This is a genomic window from Streptomyces sp. NPDC048197, assembly GCF_043202395.1.
GTDB lineage: Bacteria > Actinomycetota > Actinomycetes > Streptomycetales > Streptomycetaceae > Streptomyces > Streptomyces siderophoricus.
The window spans coordinates 333,119-350,254 of the sequence record NZ_JBIDAJ010000003.1 but is presented as its reverse complement, the minus strand read 5'-3'; the positions used below and the strand labels follow the sequence as shown (position 1 = coordinate 350,254).

Genomic DNA, 17,136 nt, shown 5'->3' with positions numbered 1-17,136 from the left:
GGTCCCCAACTGACCTTCCGTCATACGCCTTTCAGTGGTTTATCCCCGCATGTCGGCATGCGTGGACCGCAGTTGAGAAGCATGGCCACCGGTATATGCCGCATATGCCGCTCCGGGAGGAGAACGATGACCGTCCCCGCATCGCCCGCCGACGGCGAGCCGCACGAACTTCCCGACCACGAGCCGCACGAACTCCCCGGCGACGGGCTGCGCGATTCGTCCGAAGAACTCGCAGGCCACCGCCTCCCCGCCCAACTCGCCGACGAACTCACCGACTTCGTCACCCATTGCGTCCCACTCACCGGCTTCGCCGCGTTCGACCTGCACGCCACCGGCACCGCCCGCCTCTACCTCGACACCGCCCGCCGCCAGGTCGGCGAGGACCGCTTCGCCGCGTTCTGGGCCGCCTGGAAACGCGCCGTCGCGGAAGGGCACGGCCCCGAGGTGCTCACCCCCACCCATCGCGAGGTGGCCCGGGCCCTGATCTACCTCTGGTACACCGGTGCCTGGCCGCGTCTCGCCCCGGCCGCGCACGCCGATCTGCGGCGCGAGAGTGCCAACACCGAGTTCGTCCCCGCGCCGAGCGCCTACGTGGAGGGCCTGGTCTGGCGCACCTTCCACGGCCACCCGGCGGGCGCCAAACCGCCGGGCTTCGGTACCTGGGCCGTCAAACCCCCCGAGCTGCCCGACACCGCCCGCCTCCGCGCGGACCTCGGCCTCGCGGACGCCCAGGACATCCCCGCCCACCTGCTCCCCGGCCGGCGCGTCAGCCGCGACGTCCCCCCGTCCGCCGTCCCCACCGCCGCCGTCCCCCTCACTTCTGAGGTCGCGGTCACCCCTGAGGTCCCCGGCGCCCCGGCCCCCGAGGAGGGCACGTCATGACCGAGACCGAGACCCTCTCCGCGGAAGGTGCCGCCCGCCGCCGCTACGACGCGATCATCGTCGGCGGCGGCTGGGCCGGCTCCGCCCTCGCCAAGCGGCTGGGCGCTCAGGGCTGGCAGGTCCTCGTCCTGGAGGCCGGCAACGGCGGCACCGAGACCTGGCCCGGCTACCTGGACTCGCTGTCCACCTTCTACTCGGCCGTGGCCAAGGTCCCCAACTCCGCCTACCGCCCCAACAAGGCCGCCCCCTCCCCGGACGTCCTCGACCTCGCCCCGGTGCGCAACCCGCAAGCCGGCAAGCCCGAGTTCACCGCCCACGGCTACTTCGTCCAGAACGGCCAACTCCCGTACGGCACCGACTACTTGCGGGAGCTGGGCGGCGCCGCCATGCACTGGCTCGGCGCCGTCCCCCGGATGCTCCCCGACGACTTCGCCACCCGCAGCAGCTACTCCTACGGCCTGGACTGGCCGCTCACCGCCGAGGACCTCCAGCCCTGGTACGCCGAGGCCGAACGGGAACTCGGCGTCGCCGGCCACGCCCAGGAACAGAAGGAACTCGGCGTGGTCACCGACCCCGCCTACGAGTACCCGATGCACCACATCCCGCAGAGCTATATCGACCGGTACTGCGACGCCCGCCTGGCGGACGCGGTCATCGACGACACGGTGGCCCAACTCCCGTACACCCTGCGGACGTTCGGCCTGCCCCAGGCCCGCAACTCCACCCCGAACCCCGCCTACCGGGCCCCGTACCGCATCGAGGGCGCCGTCGGCCTGCCCAACTACGGCGAGCGCTGCGTGGGGAACGCCAGCTGCGTCCCCATCTGCCCGGTCCAGGCCAAATCCCATCCGCTGCGCCTCCAGGCCGCCTGGCCGCCGTCCGTCACCCTGGCCACCCGGTGCGTGGTCACCCGGGTCCGGGCCACCTCGGCCGGCACCGTGACCGGTGTCGAATACCGCACCTACACCGACCCCGCCTCCCCGGTCAGCCGCTCCTATCTGGCCGAGGCGGACGTGGTGGTACTCGCCGCGCACGCCATCGAGAACGCCCGGCTGCTGCTCTTCTCCGGCCTCGCCAACACCAGCGGACAGGTCGGCCGCAACCTGATGGACCACCCCACGCTCCTCAGCTGGGCGCTCGCCCCGGAGGCCGGCGGGCCGGTCGGGCCGTTCCGCGGCCCCGGCCACACCTCCGGCTGGGAGGTCTTCCGCGGCGGCCCCGGGCGCCGCACCCGCGCCCCGTTCCGCATCGAGATCGGCAACTGGGGCTGGGGCTGGGCCACCGGCGCGCCCATGAGCAACGTCGCCACCGCGCTCGGCATCGGCGGCGACAAGGACGGCAACGTCCGGCCCGACGGCGTCTTCGGTCCCGAACTGCGCCGGCTGCTCGGCAGCTCCATCGGCCGCCAGCTGCAACTGCAGATCGCCGTCGAGCAGTCCGCCGACCCCGGCAACCGCGTCACCATCGACCCCGCCCGCCACCGCGACGCGATGGGCAACCCCCGGCCGATCCTCACCTACAACCTCGACGACCACGTACGCACCGGCCTGTTCGCCGCGCGCCTCGTCGCCCAGAAGATCTTCGCGCGGCTCGGCGCCACCGACTACACCGACCACGCCCCGCACGACGGTGTCCCGCCCCTCGGCCACTTCGTCCACTCGGTCGACGGGCAGACCCTGGACCTCGCCTACAGCGGCGCCGGCCACGGAGCCGGCACCCACATCATGGGCACCGACCCCAGGACGTCCGTGGTCAACGCCGACCAGCGCACCCACGACCACCCCAACCTCTACGCCATCGGCTGCGGCAGCATGCCGTCGATCGGCACCAGCAACCCCACGCTCACGATGCTGGCGCTGGCCCTGCGCAGCGCCGCCCAGATCCACCGCGACCTCGCGGCCGCCCGCCGCCCGGTGAACGTCCGCACCCCGGAGGGGACGAGCACGGAACGGCCGGAAACCCCGGAGCCGGAAACCCCGGAGCCGGAAACCCCGGAGAAGGAGAAGGTGACCGCGTGATCACCGCCCTCGCCCTGGACGCCCAGGGATTCGGCATCCCCAAGGACCTGAAGACCCTGCGCGCGTACCTCCAGGCGGCCCTGGAGGTGGAACACCTCACCATCCCGGTCTACATGACCGGCATGTACTCGATCCACTCCGGCACCAACCGCCCCGCCTACTTCGCCATCCGCAGCGTCCTGCTGGAGGAAATGCTCCACATGACGCTCGCCGCGAACCTCCTCAACGCGGTCGGCGGCACCCCGGACGTCGGCCACTCCCGGTTCGTCGCCAAGTACCCCGCCAAGCTCCCCTTCAGCAGCGACCGACTGCCCCTCATCGGCCTCCAGCACTTCTCACCCGCGGCCCTCCGCACGTTCCTCGCCATCGAAACGCCCCGCAAGCTGGCCCCCAAGCCCGAGCCGGGCGACGGCTGGACGTCGATCGGCCAGTTCTACGACGCCATCCGCCAGGGCCTGGAGCACCTCGTCAAGGAACAGGGCGAGGCCGCGGTCTTCACCGGCCCCGCCACCCGCCAGGTCGGCCCGGACGACTTCTACAACTCCGGCGGCGAGGTCTTCGCCGTCCACGACCTGAAGTCGGCCCGGTTGGCCATCCGGGTGATCAGCGACCAGGGCGAGGGCACCGACGGCACGATCTGGGACAGCGACGACCTGATCTTCGGCGAACAGCGCCAGCTCGCCCACTACTTCCGCTTCAACGAGATCTACAGCGGCCGCAGTTACGGCCCCCACGACACCCCCGCCGACCCACCCAGCGGCCCCCTGATCGACGTCACCTGGGACGACGCGTACCCCATCCACGGCGACTCCAAGATCGCCGACTACCGGAAGTACGCCACGACCAGCGCGGTCCACGAGCAGGCGGTCGCCTTCAACACCCGTTACGCGGCGCTGCTGCGCTACCTCCACACGGCGTTCAACGGCACCCCGCGCGCGATGGCCCTCGCGATCCCCACCATGCTGGAACTCCGCGACCGCTCCGAGCAGCTCTACCGCAACCCGCACCCCGACCCGAAGCTGGCCGCCCGGGGCCTCTACGCCAGCCCCACCTTCGAACTGGAGCAGTCCCAGTTCGACACCGTCGGCCCCACGGTCGAGGAGAACGTACGGCTGGCCGGCCTGGAGCCCGGCCGGCCGATCGACCTCTCACCCGTCCCGTCCCACTAACCGCCCAGGGACGGCCCGTCCTTGACCATCCCGACGAACGCGGCCCACGCGGCCTCGCCGATGCATATGGCGGGGCCGCCGGGGTTCTTGCTGTCCCGCACGGGGACGAGGCCGGGGATGTTGTCGGCTACCTCGACGCAGTCGGCTCCGTCGTCGTTGCTGTAACTGCTCTTCCGCCAGGCGACGTTGCTCAGTTCGGCGCTGCTGCACATTGCTCGAATCCCTTCATCGCTTTACGGATCATGTCCGCAGAGTCCCTCGGGGACCGAGCGTACGCCCGAGCCTCGTCGTAACCCCTCCAGCGTCGGTTCACATCGGCCGGGTCCTCCATGAGACGACCACTGGCACGGTATTCGTCATACGCCACCACCTTGCCGCCCGGAAGCCTCATGAGCACCGTCGGGCCGTCCATCAGCGCGTATCCACCGTGTTCGAACGGGAGCACCTGGACCTTGGTGGTCGGCGTATCGGCCAGCGAAGCCAACGCCTCCAGTTGTCCGCGCATGACGTCCGGGCCACCAATTGGCCGATACAGGAGGCCTTCGTCCAGGATCGCCCAGAGGAGGGGAGGCGTAGCGGACCGCAGCCGTTCCTGGCGGCCGAGGCGAGCCTGCAGGCGTTCCTCGACGAGCTCCGGTGTCACTCCGGGAGATTGACTCAGAAGGGCGCGGGCGTACGCCTCGGTCTGCAGCAGCCCCGGCACGATCTGGGTCGCGAAGGCCTCGATCACCTCCGCCTGTGCCTCGTAGTCCATCAGCTGGCGGTAATAGTCCGGATGCGTCTCGCGCTTGGCCAGCTGATGGAGCCCGTAGAAGTGCTGCCCCGTGCCGAACGCCGCGTCGAGCGCACTCGGCAGCTCCGGCGGTGGCATCAGCTCCGCGACCTCCACCCGCCCCAACGTGCTCTTGCTGAAGTTCACGATGTCCGCCAGCTGCACCAGCGACAGTCTCGCCAGCTCGCGGTGCCGGCGCTGCTCCGACCCGAAGTAGTGCCGGGCGGACAGGTACGGGGTCAGTTCCTTCGGCGTGAACTTCATGGCGTCTCGTCTCTCACTCGTCCCACGCTCAACAGGTAGACGTCAGGCCCCTGTTGAGAGCTCGCCTCACTCGGCAACCATGTCGATACACACCGTAATCAGCCGACCAACTCAGCGAAAGTAGGTCATATGTTCGAGGGTTCGTCATGGCGGTTGTTGCCGTGGACGGGGCCGGGCGGTCAGCTCTGTTACCTGCGGGCCGACGATCCGGGGAGCCGGATGTCGATGCTGGCCGACGACATCGAGGAGCAGATGCTCGCCGCGGCCGAGCTGCTGCTCGACGAGCCCACCGCGGAATCCAGGGTGCTGCGGCTCGCGCTGCGGGACGTCGTCCGGATCGCCGTGAGTCGGGGCGACCGGCTCGCCGAATGCGGGGGGTGATGGGAAGGTAGCCGTGAGTGCTGGTATGAAAAGACGACAAAGCGATGTCAGAAGCGAAAGGCAGGTAGCCCGTGCTCTCCGCACCGACCGGCAAGGCCGCCCTCGTGCCCGCCGCCGGGCTCGCCTGTGTGCTCGCCTTCGCGCTGGTGGACCCCGCGGTCGCCCCCCGCGCCGTCGCCGTGCCCGCCGCGCCCCACCCGGCGGCCAGCCCGACGGCCAGCCCGACGGCCAGCCCGGCCCCCGGACCGCTCGCCGGCGTACGGGTGGCGATCACCGGCGGGCTCTTCACCGCCAGCCTCGGGATCATCTGGACGACGGGGCACCCCGTCTACGGGCACCCCTGCGCGGCGGCCGGCGGTGCCCCCACGCCGTTCACCGCGCTGGTCGACGCCGAGGACGAGTACCACTTCGGTCTGGTGGCGCACTGGGACGCCACCGCGAAGGACTTCGTCGTCGACAACATCCACGGGGACGCCGCCAACGGGAAGAAGTGGACCGCGTACGTGAACGACACCAAGATCACGACCGGTCCCTGCGCCACCGCGATCAAGGACACCGACAAGGTCAAGTGGTCCCTGGAGTAGCCGAGGAGGGCCGGGCGTGCAACCCGGCCCGCCGCCCCTACGGAAGCGCCAGCATCCGCTCCAGCGCCAGCTTCGCGAAGCTCTCGGTCTCCTTGTCGACCTGGATGCGGTTGACGACCTTGCCGGCCGCCAGCGACTCCAGGGCCCACACCAGGTGGGGGAGGTCGATGCGGTTCATCGTCGAGCAGAAGCAGACCGTCTTGTCGAGGAAGACGATCTCCTTGTCCTCGGAGGCGAAACGGTTCGCCAGGCGGCGGACCAGGTTCAGCTCCGTACCGATGGCCCACTTCGAGCCGCGCGGGGCGGCCTCCAGCGCCTTGATGATGTACTCCGTCGAGCCGACGTAGTCCGCCGCCGCCACGACCTCGTGCTTGCACTCGGGATGGACCAGGACGTTCACGCCGGGGATGCGCTCGCGCACGTCGTTGACCGAGTCCAGCGAGAACCGGCCGTGCACCGAGCAGTGGCCGCGCCACAGGATCATCTTCGCGTCCCGCAGCTGCTCGACGGTCAGGCCGCCGTTCGGCTTGTGCGGGTTGTAGACCACGCAGTCGTCCAAGGACATGCCCATGTCCCGGACCGCGGTGTTCCGGCCCAGGTGCTGGTCGGGCAGGAACAGGACCTTCTCACCCTGCTCGAAGGCCCAGTCGAGGGCGCGCTTGGCGTTGGAGGAGGTGCAGATCGTGCCGCCGTGCTTGCCGGTGAAGGCCTTGATGTCGGCGGAGGAGTTCATGTATGAGACCGGTACGACCTGCTCGGCGATGCCGGCCTCGGTGAGCACGTCCCAGCACTCGGCGACCTGCTCGGCGGTCGCCATGTCGGCCATCGAGCAGCCCGCGGCCAGGTCGGGGAGGATGACCTGCTGGTCGTCACCGGTGAGGATGTCGGCCGACTCGGCCATGAAGTGCACACCGCAGAAGACGATGTACTCGGCGTCCGGCCGGGCGGCGGCGTCCCGCGCGAGCTTGAAGGAGTCGCCGGTCACATCGGCGAACTCGATGACCTCGTCGCGCTGGTAGTGGTGCCCGAGGACGAAGACCTTGTCCCCGAGCTTCGCCTTGGCCGCGCGGGCGCGCTCGACGAGGTCGGGGTCCGACGGGGCCGGCAGATCACCGGGGCACTCCACGCCGCGCTCGCTCTTCGGGTCGGCCTCGCGGCCGAGGAGGAGCAGCGCGAGCGGGGTCGGCTGGACGTCCAGGGGCTGGGCGGTGGTCACGACACGCACCCTCTCTTCTCTGCAGACAACTCTGAGGCACGCGCCTTTTTGCGGGTGCATGCCTTTTCGTCTATTTGACGCTATCTATCATAGCTGCTTCACGTCACTTTGACGATGGCCATAGTGTCGATGTGACGCATCAGCACCCCGCCGTGTGCGGTAGGCCACCGGTTCCCGGCGGCCGGTGTGCGAGCATGAAAAGAGACAACGCCAAGCCGGAATGAATTCCGGGGCGTCGCCGGTTGCAGCTTGTGGCATCCGATGACAAGCGGTCCGTACAACCCGGGAGAGATGTAGATGAGCGTGCAGGACGAGAAGACCACCGTCAGCGACGGCATCATCCTGTCCGACGCGGCCGCGTCGAAGGTCAAGAGCCTGCTGGAGCAGGAGGGCCGGGACGACCTCGCGCTGCGGGTGGCCGTTCAGCCCGGTGGCTGCTCCGGTCTGCGCTACCAGCTCTTCTTCGACGAGCGTTCGCTCGACGGCGACGTCGTGAAGGACTTCGACGGCGTGAAGGTCGTCACGGACCGGATGAGCGCCCCCTACCTCGGCGGTGCCTCCATCGACTTCGTCGACACCATCGAGAAGCAGGGCTTCACGATCGACAACCCGAACGCCACGGGCTCCTGCGCCTGCGGCGACTCCTTCAGCTAAGGAGCACCGGGTAAGAGCGCGCGAAGGCGGCGTCCCCTGGCCGGGGGCGCCGCCTTCGCGCGCTGCCGGGCGCAGACCCGCCCGGCCGTCGCCGTCACCGCTTCGGCACGGACTCACCGGTCGAGACGTCGATCACCTTCCGGCCGTCCAGCGGCTTCTGCAGCTCCACGGTCTTGGTGAACTCCCGGGCGATCTTCACGCAGATCTGCCCCGGCTTCTTGTCCCGGGCGGTGACCTTGGTCTTCACGGCCGTGGCCGACTCCTCCACGCTCACCGAGTAGACGCTGCACACCCCGCCCCAGAAGTGCACGGTCAGCTTCCGGCCGCCGTCCCCGACGTCGTACGACTCCAGCGCCATCACGCCCGGCTTGCCGGACGGCGGCTTGGGGGTGGGCTCCTTGTGGGCCAGGTACTTCGGGTCCACGGCCGGATGCGTCACCGTCGTCGTGGTGGCGTCCGGGCCGTTGCCGGTGCCCGGCTGGCGGACCTTGAACAGCCACGACGGCACCAGCGCCTGGCCGCCGTCCACGTACTGCACCGCGAGCCCGAAGACCGCGCCGGTCACCTCGGCCGGCTGCTGGCCCTTGGTCGGCGCCGGCTCGCAGGGCGCGATCTGGTCGCCCTTGCCGTCCGATCCGCCCTTGCGGCCGGGCGTCGAGGGGCAGGGGGCGGGCTTGCGGCCGTCACCCGAGTTCAGCCGCGCTAGCGTCTTGTCCGCATTCAGCACGGGGTACACCGCGCCCTTGACCGGCTTCGCCAACTGCCCGCTGCCGCCGACCACTTGACCGTCCGAGCCGACCTGCAGATCGCTCTGCCAGCCGTACGTCGGCAGCCCGCCGAGCACCGGGTTGGCGGTGACGATCCGCACCGCGCCGGACAGCCCGCTCGCGTCGACCGCGGCGTCCCCCTGGCCGAGCGCCGTCAGCACCGGCCGCACCGCCCGCTTCGCCTTCTCCGGCGACACCGCGCCCGCGCCGCTGCCGTCGTCCTGGGTCGCGAGGTCCCCGCCACCGCGGTACGAGGGACAGCCGGGCCGGCTCGACGGCCCGCCGCCACCGGGCCGCTCCTGGCCGGTCCTGCCCTTGGGTGAGGCGGGCAGCGCACAGTTCGTACCGCCCGGCGTGCCGTACTTGGAGAACGTCCAGGAACCCGAGCCGCTCTTGTTCACCTGGAGGATCGGCCCGCGGGAGTCCGGCGTGACCTCACCGACCTTCCAGGTGCTGCCCTCCGACCTGACCTTTCCGGCCACATCCAGCGCCTTCGCCAGCCGTTCCACCGTCTCCCGGGCGACCTCGCCCTTCGGGCGGTACACCGGAGCGGACCCCGGCCCGCCCGGCAGCTTCGCCACGGCCCGGTACTTCGCCCCCTGCGGGTTGGGCTCCCCGGCCGCTATCGAGCCGCCCGAATAGCCGTCGAGCGCCAGCGGCGGCGGATTGCCGTGCCCGGAGCCCGGCCCGGAGCCGGCGCCGTCGGACGCGGACGAGGCCCAGTACGCCGCGCCGCCCCCGGCCACCAGTACCGCGGCGGCCATCGAGGCGACCACGAGCCGGGTGCGGCGCGTGCGCTCCTTGGGATCGGTGGTGTCAGGGGTGTCCTCGGCGTTCACCGCATCGCTCCTTCAGCTCCGCTGAACTTCTGGCCTGCTGCCCGCCTCTGTGAGGGGACGCCGATGGGACGGACCCGGTCCGGATCCGGTTCCCCGGCGCCCCCGGCCGGCGGCCCGGCCGGGCGGATCTACTATGGGAGGGTTTGCGCGGCCACCGGCTGCCAGCTGTTCCGGATGACCGGCGGGGCACCCTCCCGACCGGTACCGTTTCCCCGTCCGCCGCCCCTCACGCCGTCCCAACAGGAGCAGACCCGTCGTGCGTATCGCAGTCACCGGCTCCATCGCCACCGACCACCTGATGACCTTCCCCGGCCGCTTCGCCGACCAGCTCGTGGCCGACCAGCTGCATACGGTCTCCCTCTCCTTCCTGGTCGACCAGCTCGATGTCCGCCGGGGCGGCGTCGCCCCCAACATCTGCTTCGGCATGGGCCAGCTCGGCATCCGGCCGGTCCTGGTCGGCGCCGCGGGCACCGACTTCGAGGAGTACCGCGCCTGGCTCGACCGCCACGGCGTGGACACCCGCTCCGTGCGCATCTCCGAGGTCCTGCACACCGCCCGCTTCGTGTGCACCACCGACGCCGACCACAACCAGATCGGCTCCTTCTACACCGGTGCGATGAGCGAGGCCCGGCTGATCGAGCTGCAGCACGTCGCCGAGCGGGTCGGCGGCCTGGACCTGGTCCTGATCGGCGCGGACGACCCGGAGGCGATGATCCGGCACACCGAGGAGTGCCGCAGCCGCGGAATCCCGTTCGCCGCGGACTTCTCCCAGCAGATCGCCCGGATGGACGGCGAGGGCATCCGCAACCTCATGGAGGGCGCGGCCTACCTCTTCTCCAACGAGTACGAGAAGGGCCTGATCGAGTCCAAGACCGGCTGGACCGCCGACGAGATCCTGGCGAAGGTCGGCACCCGGATCACCACCCTCGGCTCCAACGGCGTCCGCATCGAGCGGGTCGGCGAGCCCGCCATCGAGGTCGGCGTCCCCGAGGAGAAGACCAAGGCCGACCCCACCGGCGTCGGCGACGCCTTCCGCGCCGGCTTCCTGTCCGGCCTGGCCTGGGGCGTCAGCCTGGAGCGCGCCGCCCAGATCGGCTGCATGCTCGCCACCCTGGTCATCGAGACCGTCGGCACCCAGGAGTACGAGCTGCACCGCAGCCACTTCATGGACCGCTTCACCAAGGCGTACGGCCACGAGGCCGCGGCCGAGGTCCAGGAGCACCTGGCCGCCTGACCGGCCGGGCCGGGCGGTTCCCGCGCCCGGCCCGTTTCCGCACGTCAGGCGCGGCGCCGCACCACATACGCGGCGCCGTGTTCGGCCGCCCGCTCTCCCACGTACTCCTGGTCGCGCATCCCGCACCAGGCGGGGATGTCCTGCCGGGCGGCCTCGTCGTCGGAGAGCACCGTCACCGTCCCGCCGACCGGCACCTGCCCGATGGCCTTCGCCAGCTCGATGACCGGGATGGGACAGCGCCGCCCGAGCGAATCGACGACGACCCCTTCCGGCTCTTCCGCCATCGCCCCGGCGGGCTCCTCCGGCGCGGCCCCTGCGGTGTCCGCCGCTCCGGCCACCGGCTCCGCCGCCCGCACGCCCAGCCGCTCCCGCACCGACCGCACGACCCCGGGCAGCACCTCCAGGAACCGCTCCACGTCCGCCTCGGCCGTGCCGTACGGCAGCGAGATCCGGACGTTGCCCTCGGACAGCACCCCCATCGCGCGCAGCACATGGCTCGGCGTCAGGGTGCTGGACGTACAGGACGATCCGGACGAGACGGAAAAGCCGGCCCGGTCGAGCTCGTGCAGCAGGGTCTCCCCGTCGACATAGAGACAGGAGAAGGTGACGAGGTGGGGGAGGCGGCGCACCGGATCGCCGACCACCTCCACGTCCGGAACCAGCTCCGGGACCCGGGTGCGGATCCGGTCCACCAGCTCCCGCAGCCGGGCCGCCTCGGTGTCGGCCGCCGGCCCGGACCGCAGCGCGCGCAGCGCGGCCGCGGCCGCGACCACCGCCGGGATGTTCTCGAAACCGGCGCTCCGGCCGGCCTCCCGCTCGTCCCGCGGCCCCTGGGGCGCGAACCGGGTGCCCTTACGGACGGCGAGGAGCCCGACGCCGGGCGGGCCGCCCCACTTGTGGGCACTGGCCGCCAGCAGCGACCAGGCGCCGGGCACCGGCCCCCACGCCAGCGACTGCGCCGCGTCCACCAGCAGCGGCACCCCGGCCTCCTGACACAGCTCGGCCACCTCCTCGACCGGCTGCTCGGTGCCCACCTCGTGGTTGGCGGACTGCAACGCGACCAGCGCGGTGTCCGGGGTGAGCGCGGCCGCGACGTCCCCGGCGGCCACCCGGCCCGTACGGTCCACGGCCAGCTCCGCGACGGTGCCGCCGGCCGCGGCATGGACCTCGGCGGCGTGCAGGACGGAGGAGTGCTCGACGGCGGAGTGCAGCAGCCGGCGGCCGGCCCGGCGCCGCCCGGCCAGCGCACCGGCCACCCCGGCGTGCACCGCCTGGGTACCCGAAGGGGTGAAAACCAGTTCGTCCGGGCGGCAGCCGACGGCCTCGGCCGCGGCCTCCCGCGCGGCGTCCAGCAGCAGCCGGCCGCGCCGGCCCTCGCGGTAGAGCCGCGCCGGGTCGGCCCAGCCCTCGTCGAGCGAGGCGAGCAGCGCCTCACGGGCGACGGGATGGAGGGGAGCGGCGGACGCGGCGTCGAAGTAGGGCACGTACCCGACGTTAGCCCCCCGGGCGGAGGTCGGCGGCGGGCCCACCGGAGTGGCCCGTTCCACCCGCCCGCGGGCCGGGGCCGGGCAGGCCGTCAGATGCCAGGTGGGAGCGGGTAATCGGGTCTGCCGGAGGCGGCCCGCGACGGGCCCGGCCACCCCTTAGGGGTGGCTCGCGGCGCGTTGGGCACCCTCCCCGCGCGACCCCAAATAGCGTCCAGTAGGGTTTGGTCCGCATAAACATCCAAACCCCTGCCCGACGCAGGGCGGCGACCGACCAGCGAGTAAGGCCGCAGCCGACCGCGCGGGCGAGACTCTCGGGAAGGCGCTACGTGAGTCCCAACGGCTCCGACCGCTCGTCGCGGCGCCCGATGCGGCGGAAGCTGCCGCAGGTGCTTGCTGCGGGCCTGGTCCTGGCGACCGCTACAGGTTGCACATACAAGGACTTCCCCCGCCTCGGCATGCCAACGCCCGTCACCGACGAGGCGCCGCGGATCCTCTCTCTTTGGCAGGGCTCCTGGGCCGCCGCCCTCGCAACGGGCGTGCTGGTGTGGGGCCTGATCATTTGGAGCGTGATCTTCCACCGCCGCAGCAGGACCAAGGTGGAGGTCCCCGCGCAGACCCGGTACAACATGCCGATCGAGGCGTTGTACACCATCGTCCCCTTCATCATCATCGCGGTGCTGTTCTACTTCACCGCGCGTGATGAGAGCGCGCTCCTGAAGACTTCCAAGAAGCCGGACCACGTCGTCAACGTGGTGGGCTTCCAGTGGAGCTGGGCGTTCAACTACCTGGAGAACGTGGACGGCAACAAGTCGACCACCAACATCAACTCCAGCGCGCTCTCCGCGATCCCGGACAAGTGGAAGAAGACCGCGCCGGCCGGTGCCGACGGTGTCTACGACACCGGCACCCCGGGCGAGCGCAACCCGCAGACCGGCAACCCGGGCCCGACCCTGTGGCTGCCGAAGGGCGAGACGGTCCAGTTCGTGCTGACCTCTCGTGACGTCATCCACTCCTTCTGGGTGGTGCCGTTCCTGATGAAGCAGGACGTCATCCCGGGCCACACCAACGTCTTCGAGGTGACCCCCAACAAGGAGGGCACCTTCATGGGCAAGTGCGCCGAGCTCTGCGGCGTCGACCACTCCCGGATGCTCTTCAACGTCAAGGTCGTGTCCCCCGAGCGGTACCGGGCGCACCTGAAGGACCTGGCGAAGAAGGGCCAGACCGGATACCTGCCGTCGGGCATCAAGCAGACGGATCACGCCAGGAATGCGGAGACGAAGAACCAGTGAGCATCCTCAACGAACCTCAGGGTGCCGCCGCCGATACGGCTCCGGCTGCACCGCCCGTCCGCAAGAAGCAACCCGGTATCGCTGCCGTGAAGTGGCTGACGACCACTGACCACAAGACCATCGGCACGATGTACCTGGTCACGTCGTTCGCGTTCTTCTGCATCGGCGGCCTGATGGCGCTCCTCATGCGCGCCGAACTGGCCCGCCCGGGTACGCAGATCATGTCGAACGAGCAGTTCAACCAGGCGTTCACGATGCACGGCACGATCATGCTGCTGATGTTCGCGACGCCGCTGTTCGCCGGATTCGCGAACTGGATCATGCCGCTGCAGATCGGCGCGCCCGACGTGGCGTTCCCGCGGCTGAACATGTTCGCGTACTGGCTGTACCTCTTCGGCTCGCTGATCGCGGTGGCCGGCTTCCTCACCCCGCAGGGTGCCGCCGACTTCGGCTGGTTCGCCTACTCCCCGCTGTCGGACGCGGTCCGCTCGCCGGGTGTCGGCGCCGACATGTGGATCATGGGTCTGGCCTTCTCCGGCTTCGGCACCATCCTCGGTTCGGTCAACTTCATCACCACGATCATCTGCATGCGGGCGCCTGGCATGACGATGTTCCGGATGCCGATCTTCACCTGGAACGTGCTGCTGACCGGTGTGCTGGTCCTGCTGGCCTTCCCGGTCCTGGCCGCCGCGCTGTTCGCCCTGGAGGCGGACCGTAAATTCGGTGCCCATGTATTCGACGCCGCAAATGGCGGGGCATTGCTCTGGCAGCACCTCTTCTGGTTCTTCGGCCATCCAGAGGTGTACATCATCGCGCTGCCGTTCTTCGGCATCATTTCCGAGGTCATTCCGGTGTTCTCCCGGAAGCCGATGTTCGGTTACATCGGTCTGATCGCGGCGACGATTTCGATTGCCGGCCTTTCGGTCACGGTGTGGGCGCACCACATGTACGTCACCGGCGGCGTGCTGCTGCCGTTCTTCTCCTTCATGACGTTCCTCATCGCCGTTCCGACCGGTGTGAAGTTCTTCAACTGGATCGGCACGATGTGGAAGGGCTCGCTGTCCTTCGAGACGCCGATGCTCTGGGCGGTCGGCTTCCTGATCACCTTCACCTTCGGTGGTCTGACCGGTGTCATCCTGGCCTCGCCGCCGATGGACTTCCACATCTCCGACTCGTACTTCGTCGTGGCGCACTTCCACTACGTCGTCTTCGGAACGGTCGTCTTCGCGATGTTCTCCGGCTTCCACTTCTGGTGGCCGAAGTTCACCGGCAAGATGCTCGACGAGCGGCTCGGCAAGATCACGTTCTGGACGCTGTTCATCGGCTTCCACGGCACGTTCCTCGTCCAGCACTGGCTCGGCGCCGAGGGCATGCCGCGGCGCTACGCGGACTACCTCGCGGCCGACGGCTTCACGGCGCTGAACACCATCTCGACGATCAGCTCGTTCGTGCTGGGCCTGTCGATCCTGCCGTTCCTCTACAACGTCTGGAAGACGGCGAAGTTCGGCAAGAAGGTCGAGGTCGACGACCCGTGGGGCTACGGCCGTTCGCTCGAATGGGCGACGTCCTGCCCGCCGCCGCGGCACAACTTCCTCACCCTGCCGCGCATTCGTTCCGAATCCCCGGCGTTCGACCTGCACCACCCGGAGATCGCGGCCCTCGACGCGCTGCACAACGGCCACGGCACTGACGAGGACAAGGCCATCGCCGGTGGCAAGGAGGCGGGCAAGTGAAGATCCAGGGCAAGATGTTCATCTGGCTCTCCGTCTTCGTCCTGGCCATGGCGATCGTCTATGGCGTCTGGTCGAAGGAGCCCGCGGGTACCACCGCACTGTTCCTCGCCTTCGGCCTGTGCATCATGGTCGGCTACTACCTGGCCTTCACGGCCCGGCGGGTCGACGCGGGTGCGCAGGACAACGAGAACGCGGAGGTCTCCGACGACGCCGGTGAGCTGGGCTTCTTCAGCCCGCACAGCTGGCAGCCGCTGTCCCTGGCCGTCGGTGGTGCGCTCGCCTTCCTGGGCGTCGTCTTCGGCTGGTGGCTGCTGTACTTCTCGCTCCCGGTGATCCTGGTCGGCCTCTTCGGCTGGGTCTTCGAGTACTACCGCGGCGAGAACCGCACGCAGTAGGCGCTTTCGGCGCCGAAAGCACGGCAACACGCCGTACCGCGGGCCCGGACACCTCAAAAGGTGTCCGGGCCCGCCCCGTTCGGGGCAGTGGGGACGACCCGTTTGCAGTCCTCCAGCGCGCTGGAGCAGGTGATTCTTCATATTTTTGGGGCATGAGTCACAGACCTCGAACCCGGACGGTGCTGAGCTGCGGCCTCCTGCTCGTGCCCCTCGCGGTGAGCACCGCCGCGTGCGGGGGCTCGGCGTCGGAACCGCTCTCCGCCAATCCCTACGACGCGGGCGACCAGATCACCGCCAACACCCCGGACGGAAAGCAGAAAGCCGACCCCGACAAACCGATCGAGGTCTCCGTCAAGGATGACGACGCGCGCATCACGGACGTCACCGCCACCGATTCCACCGGACGCTTCGTACGCGGCGAACTGAGCGCCGACGGCAGGCACTGGCGCACCACCGTGCCGCTGGCCGCCGGCACCCGCTACACGGTGCGGGTCAGCACCGAGGAGGACGACGGCACGCCCGGCCGCAAGACACTGGTGGTGCACACCACCGACGCGGACGGCCAGCTGACCGCCACCTTCGGCCCCGAGAGCGGCGAATACGGCGTCGGCCAGCCGGTCACCGCCGAGCTGAGCCGGCCCATCAAGGACCCCAAGGCCCGCGCCATCGTCGAAAGCGCCCTGAAGGTCGACTCCATGCCGCGCGTCGAGGGCGCCTGGCACTGGGTCGACGACAAGAAGCTGCACTTCCGCCCGAAGGTCTACTGGCCGGCCCACGCCACCATCTCGGTGCACAGCAACCTCGCCGGCCTGAAGATCGCCAAGGGCCTCTACGGCGGCCCCTCCAAGCCCGTCAGGCTCACCACCGGCGACCGCCTGGAAGCCATCACCGACGCGGCGGCACACCAGATGACCGTGCTGCGCAACGGCACGTCCATCAACACCATCCCGGTCACCACCGGCAAGCCCGGCTTCTCCACCCGCAACGGCGTCAAGGTCATCCTTGGCAAGGAGAGCTTCGTCCGGATGCGCAGCTCCACCGTCGGCATCGCCGCCGGCAGCTCGGACTCCTACGACCTGCCGGTCTACTGGGCCACCCGGGTGACCTGGAGCGGGGAGTACGTGCACGCCGCGCCCTGGTCCGTCGGATCACAGGGCGCGGCGAACGTCAGCCACGGCTGCACCGGCATGTCCACCGGCAACGCCCAGTGGTTCTTCAACACCGTGCGGGTCGGCGACATCGTCAAGGTCATCAACAGCGGCGGCGACACCATGACGCCGTTCGACAACGGCTTCGGCGACTGGAACATGCCCTGGAAGGAATGGCGCGCCGGCAGCGCCCTCAAGAACAAGGCCTCCAGCACCACAGGAGCCGCCGAGCGCCAGCAGGACCCCAGCTCCGACGCCCGGCTGCGCCCGAAGATCTGACGGCCTCCATGCGGCGCGCCCAGCG

General features: G+C 70.0%; 16 protein-coding genes. 11 read left to right on the top strand and 5 right to left on the bottom strand.

Annotation, left to right across the window (positions count from 1 at the left end):
- Positions 1-126 precede the first annotated feature (126 nt).
- Genes ACGF4C_RS06845 through ACGF4C_RS06835 form a run of 3 tightly spaced genes read left to right on the top strand, consistent with a single transcriptional unit; the run spans position 127 to position 4,069 of the window.
- A complete protein-coding gene (locus tag ACGF4C_RS06845) occupies positions 127-882 on the top strand; it encodes a hypothetical protein (RefSeq protein WP_393563852.1) in 756 nt (251 codons plus the stop codon).
- The gene (locus ACGF4C_RS06840; protein WP_393563850.1) at positions 879-2,900 is read left to right on the top strand and encodes a GMC family oxidoreductase; all 2,022 of its coding nucleotides are present in this window, start codon (positions 879-881) and stop codon (positions 2,898-2,900) included. Before ACGF4C_RS06845 ends, ACGF4C_RS06840 begins: the two co-directional genes overlap by 4 nt.
- On the top strand, positions 2,897-4,069 hold the full coding sequence (locus ACGF4C_RS06835) for a ferritin-like protein (RefSeq protein WP_393563849.1): 1,173 nt from the start codon (positions 2,897-2,899) through the stop codon (positions 4,067-4,069). The genes ACGF4C_RS06840 and ACGF4C_RS06835 overlap by 4 nt, the downstream gene beginning before the upstream one ends.
- Here the strand turns inward: ACGF4C_RS06835 and ACGF4C_RS06830 are convergent.
- Both ACGF4C_RS06830 and ACGF4C_RS06825 read right to left on the bottom strand, forming a co-directional pair.
- Positions 4,066-4,281 (bottom strand): DUF397 domain-containing protein, encoded by a 216-nt coding sequence (locus ACGF4C_RS06830; RefSeq protein ID WP_393563847.1) that lies wholly within the window; start codon positions 4,279-4,281, stop codon positions 4,066-4,068. The genes ACGF4C_RS06835 and ACGF4C_RS06830 overlap by 4 nt on opposite strands.
- Entirely contained in the window at positions 4,260-5,105 is an 846-nt protein-coding gene (locus ACGF4C_RS06825) for a Scr1 family TA system antitoxin-like transcriptional regulator (protein ID WP_393563845.1), read from the bottom strand. The genes ACGF4C_RS06830 and ACGF4C_RS06825 overlap by 22 nt, the downstream gene beginning before the upstream one ends.
- Before the next feature lie 129 nt (positions 5,106-5,234).
- Here ACGF4C_RS06825 and ACGF4C_RS06820 point away from each other — a divergent pair, with 129 nt between their 5' ends.
- A complete protein-coding gene (locus ACGF4C_RS06820) occupies positions 5,235-5,486 on the top strand; it encodes a hypothetical protein (protein WP_393563843.1) in 252 nt (83 codons plus the stop codon).
- Positions 5,487-5,557: 71 nt separating this feature from the next.
- The gene (locus ACGF4C_RS06815; RefSeq protein WP_393563842.1) at positions 5,558-6,070 is read left to right on the top strand and encodes a hypothetical protein; all 513 of its coding nucleotides are present in this window, start codon (positions 5,558-5,560) and stop codon (positions 6,068-6,070) included.
- 37 nt (positions 6,071-6,107) lie between these two features.
- Here the strand turns inward: ACGF4C_RS06815 and nadA are convergent, their stop codons facing one another.
- The gene (gene nadA / locus ACGF4C_RS06810; RefSeq protein ID WP_030415445.1) at positions 6,108-7,295 is read right to left on the bottom strand and encodes a quinolinate synthase NadA; all 1,188 of its coding nucleotides are present in this window, start codon (positions 7,293-7,295) and stop codon (positions 6,108-6,110) included.
- Positions 7,296-7,583: 288 nt separating this feature from the next.
- On the opposite strand from nadA, the gene erpA reads away from it, so the two are divergent.
- Complete coding sequence (gene erpA / locus ACGF4C_RS06805) at positions 7,584-7,940, top strand: iron-sulfur cluster insertion protein ErpA (protein WP_030070025.1); 357 nt, start codon at positions 7,584-7,586, stop codon at positions 7,938-7,940.
- A 94-nt stretch (positions 7,941-8,034) separates the two neighbouring features.
- On the opposite strand, the gene ACGF4C_RS06800 is transcribed toward erpA, so the two are convergent.
- A complete protein-coding gene (locus tag ACGF4C_RS06800; protein ID WP_393563839.1) occupies positions 8,035-9,546 on the bottom strand; it encodes a hypothetical protein in 1,512 nt (503 codons plus the stop codon).
- 256 nt (positions 9,547-9,802) lie between these two features.
- Here ACGF4C_RS06800 and ACGF4C_RS06795 point away from each other — a divergent pair, with 256 nt between their 5' ends.
- Entirely contained in the window at positions 9,803-10,780 is a 978-nt protein-coding gene (locus tag ACGF4C_RS06795) for a carbohydrate kinase family protein (protein ID WP_393563837.1), read from the top strand.
- A 44-nt stretch (positions 10,781-10,824) separates the two neighbouring features.
- Here the strand turns inward: ACGF4C_RS06795 and ACGF4C_RS06790 are convergent, their stop codons facing one another.
- Positions 10,825-12,264, bottom strand: a complete 1,440-nt coding sequence (locus ACGF4C_RS06790; RefSeq protein ID WP_393563836.1) for a cysteine desulfurase/sulfurtransferase TusA family protein — start codon at positions 12,262-12,264, stop codon at positions 10,825-10,827.
- 329 nt (positions 12,265-12,593) lie between these two features.
- On the opposite strand from ACGF4C_RS06790, the gene coxB reads away from it, so the two are divergent.
- The 4 genes from coxB to ACGF4C_RS06770 all read left to right on the top strand — a co-directional run bounded on the left by coxB (position 12,594) and on the right by ACGF4C_RS06770 (position 17,111).
- Entirely contained in the window at positions 12,594-13,556 is a 963-nt protein-coding gene (coxB, locus tag ACGF4C_RS06785) for a cytochrome c oxidase subunit II (protein ID WP_030415449.1), read from the top strand.
- Positions 13,553-15,289, top strand: coding sequence for a cytochrome c oxidase subunit I (ctaD, locus tag ACGF4C_RS06780; RefSeq protein WP_265363060.1), 1,737 nt, complete (start codon positions 13,553-13,555; stop codon positions 15,287-15,289). The genes coxB and ctaD overlap by 4 nt, the downstream gene beginning before the upstream one ends.
- A complete protein-coding gene (locus tag ACGF4C_RS06775) occupies positions 15,286-15,684 on the top strand; it encodes a cytochrome c oxidase subunit 4 (protein WP_030083935.1) in 399 nt (132 codons plus the stop codon). The genes ctaD and ACGF4C_RS06775 overlap by 4 nt, the downstream gene beginning before the upstream one ends.
- 152 nt (positions 15,685-15,836) lie before the next feature.
- Positions 15,837-17,111 (top strand): Ig-like domain-containing protein, encoded by a 1,275-nt coding sequence (locus ACGF4C_RS06770; RefSeq protein ID WP_393563833.1) that lies wholly within the window; start codon positions 15,837-15,839, stop codon positions 17,109-17,111.
- Positions 17,112-17,136: the final 25 nt, after the last annotated feature.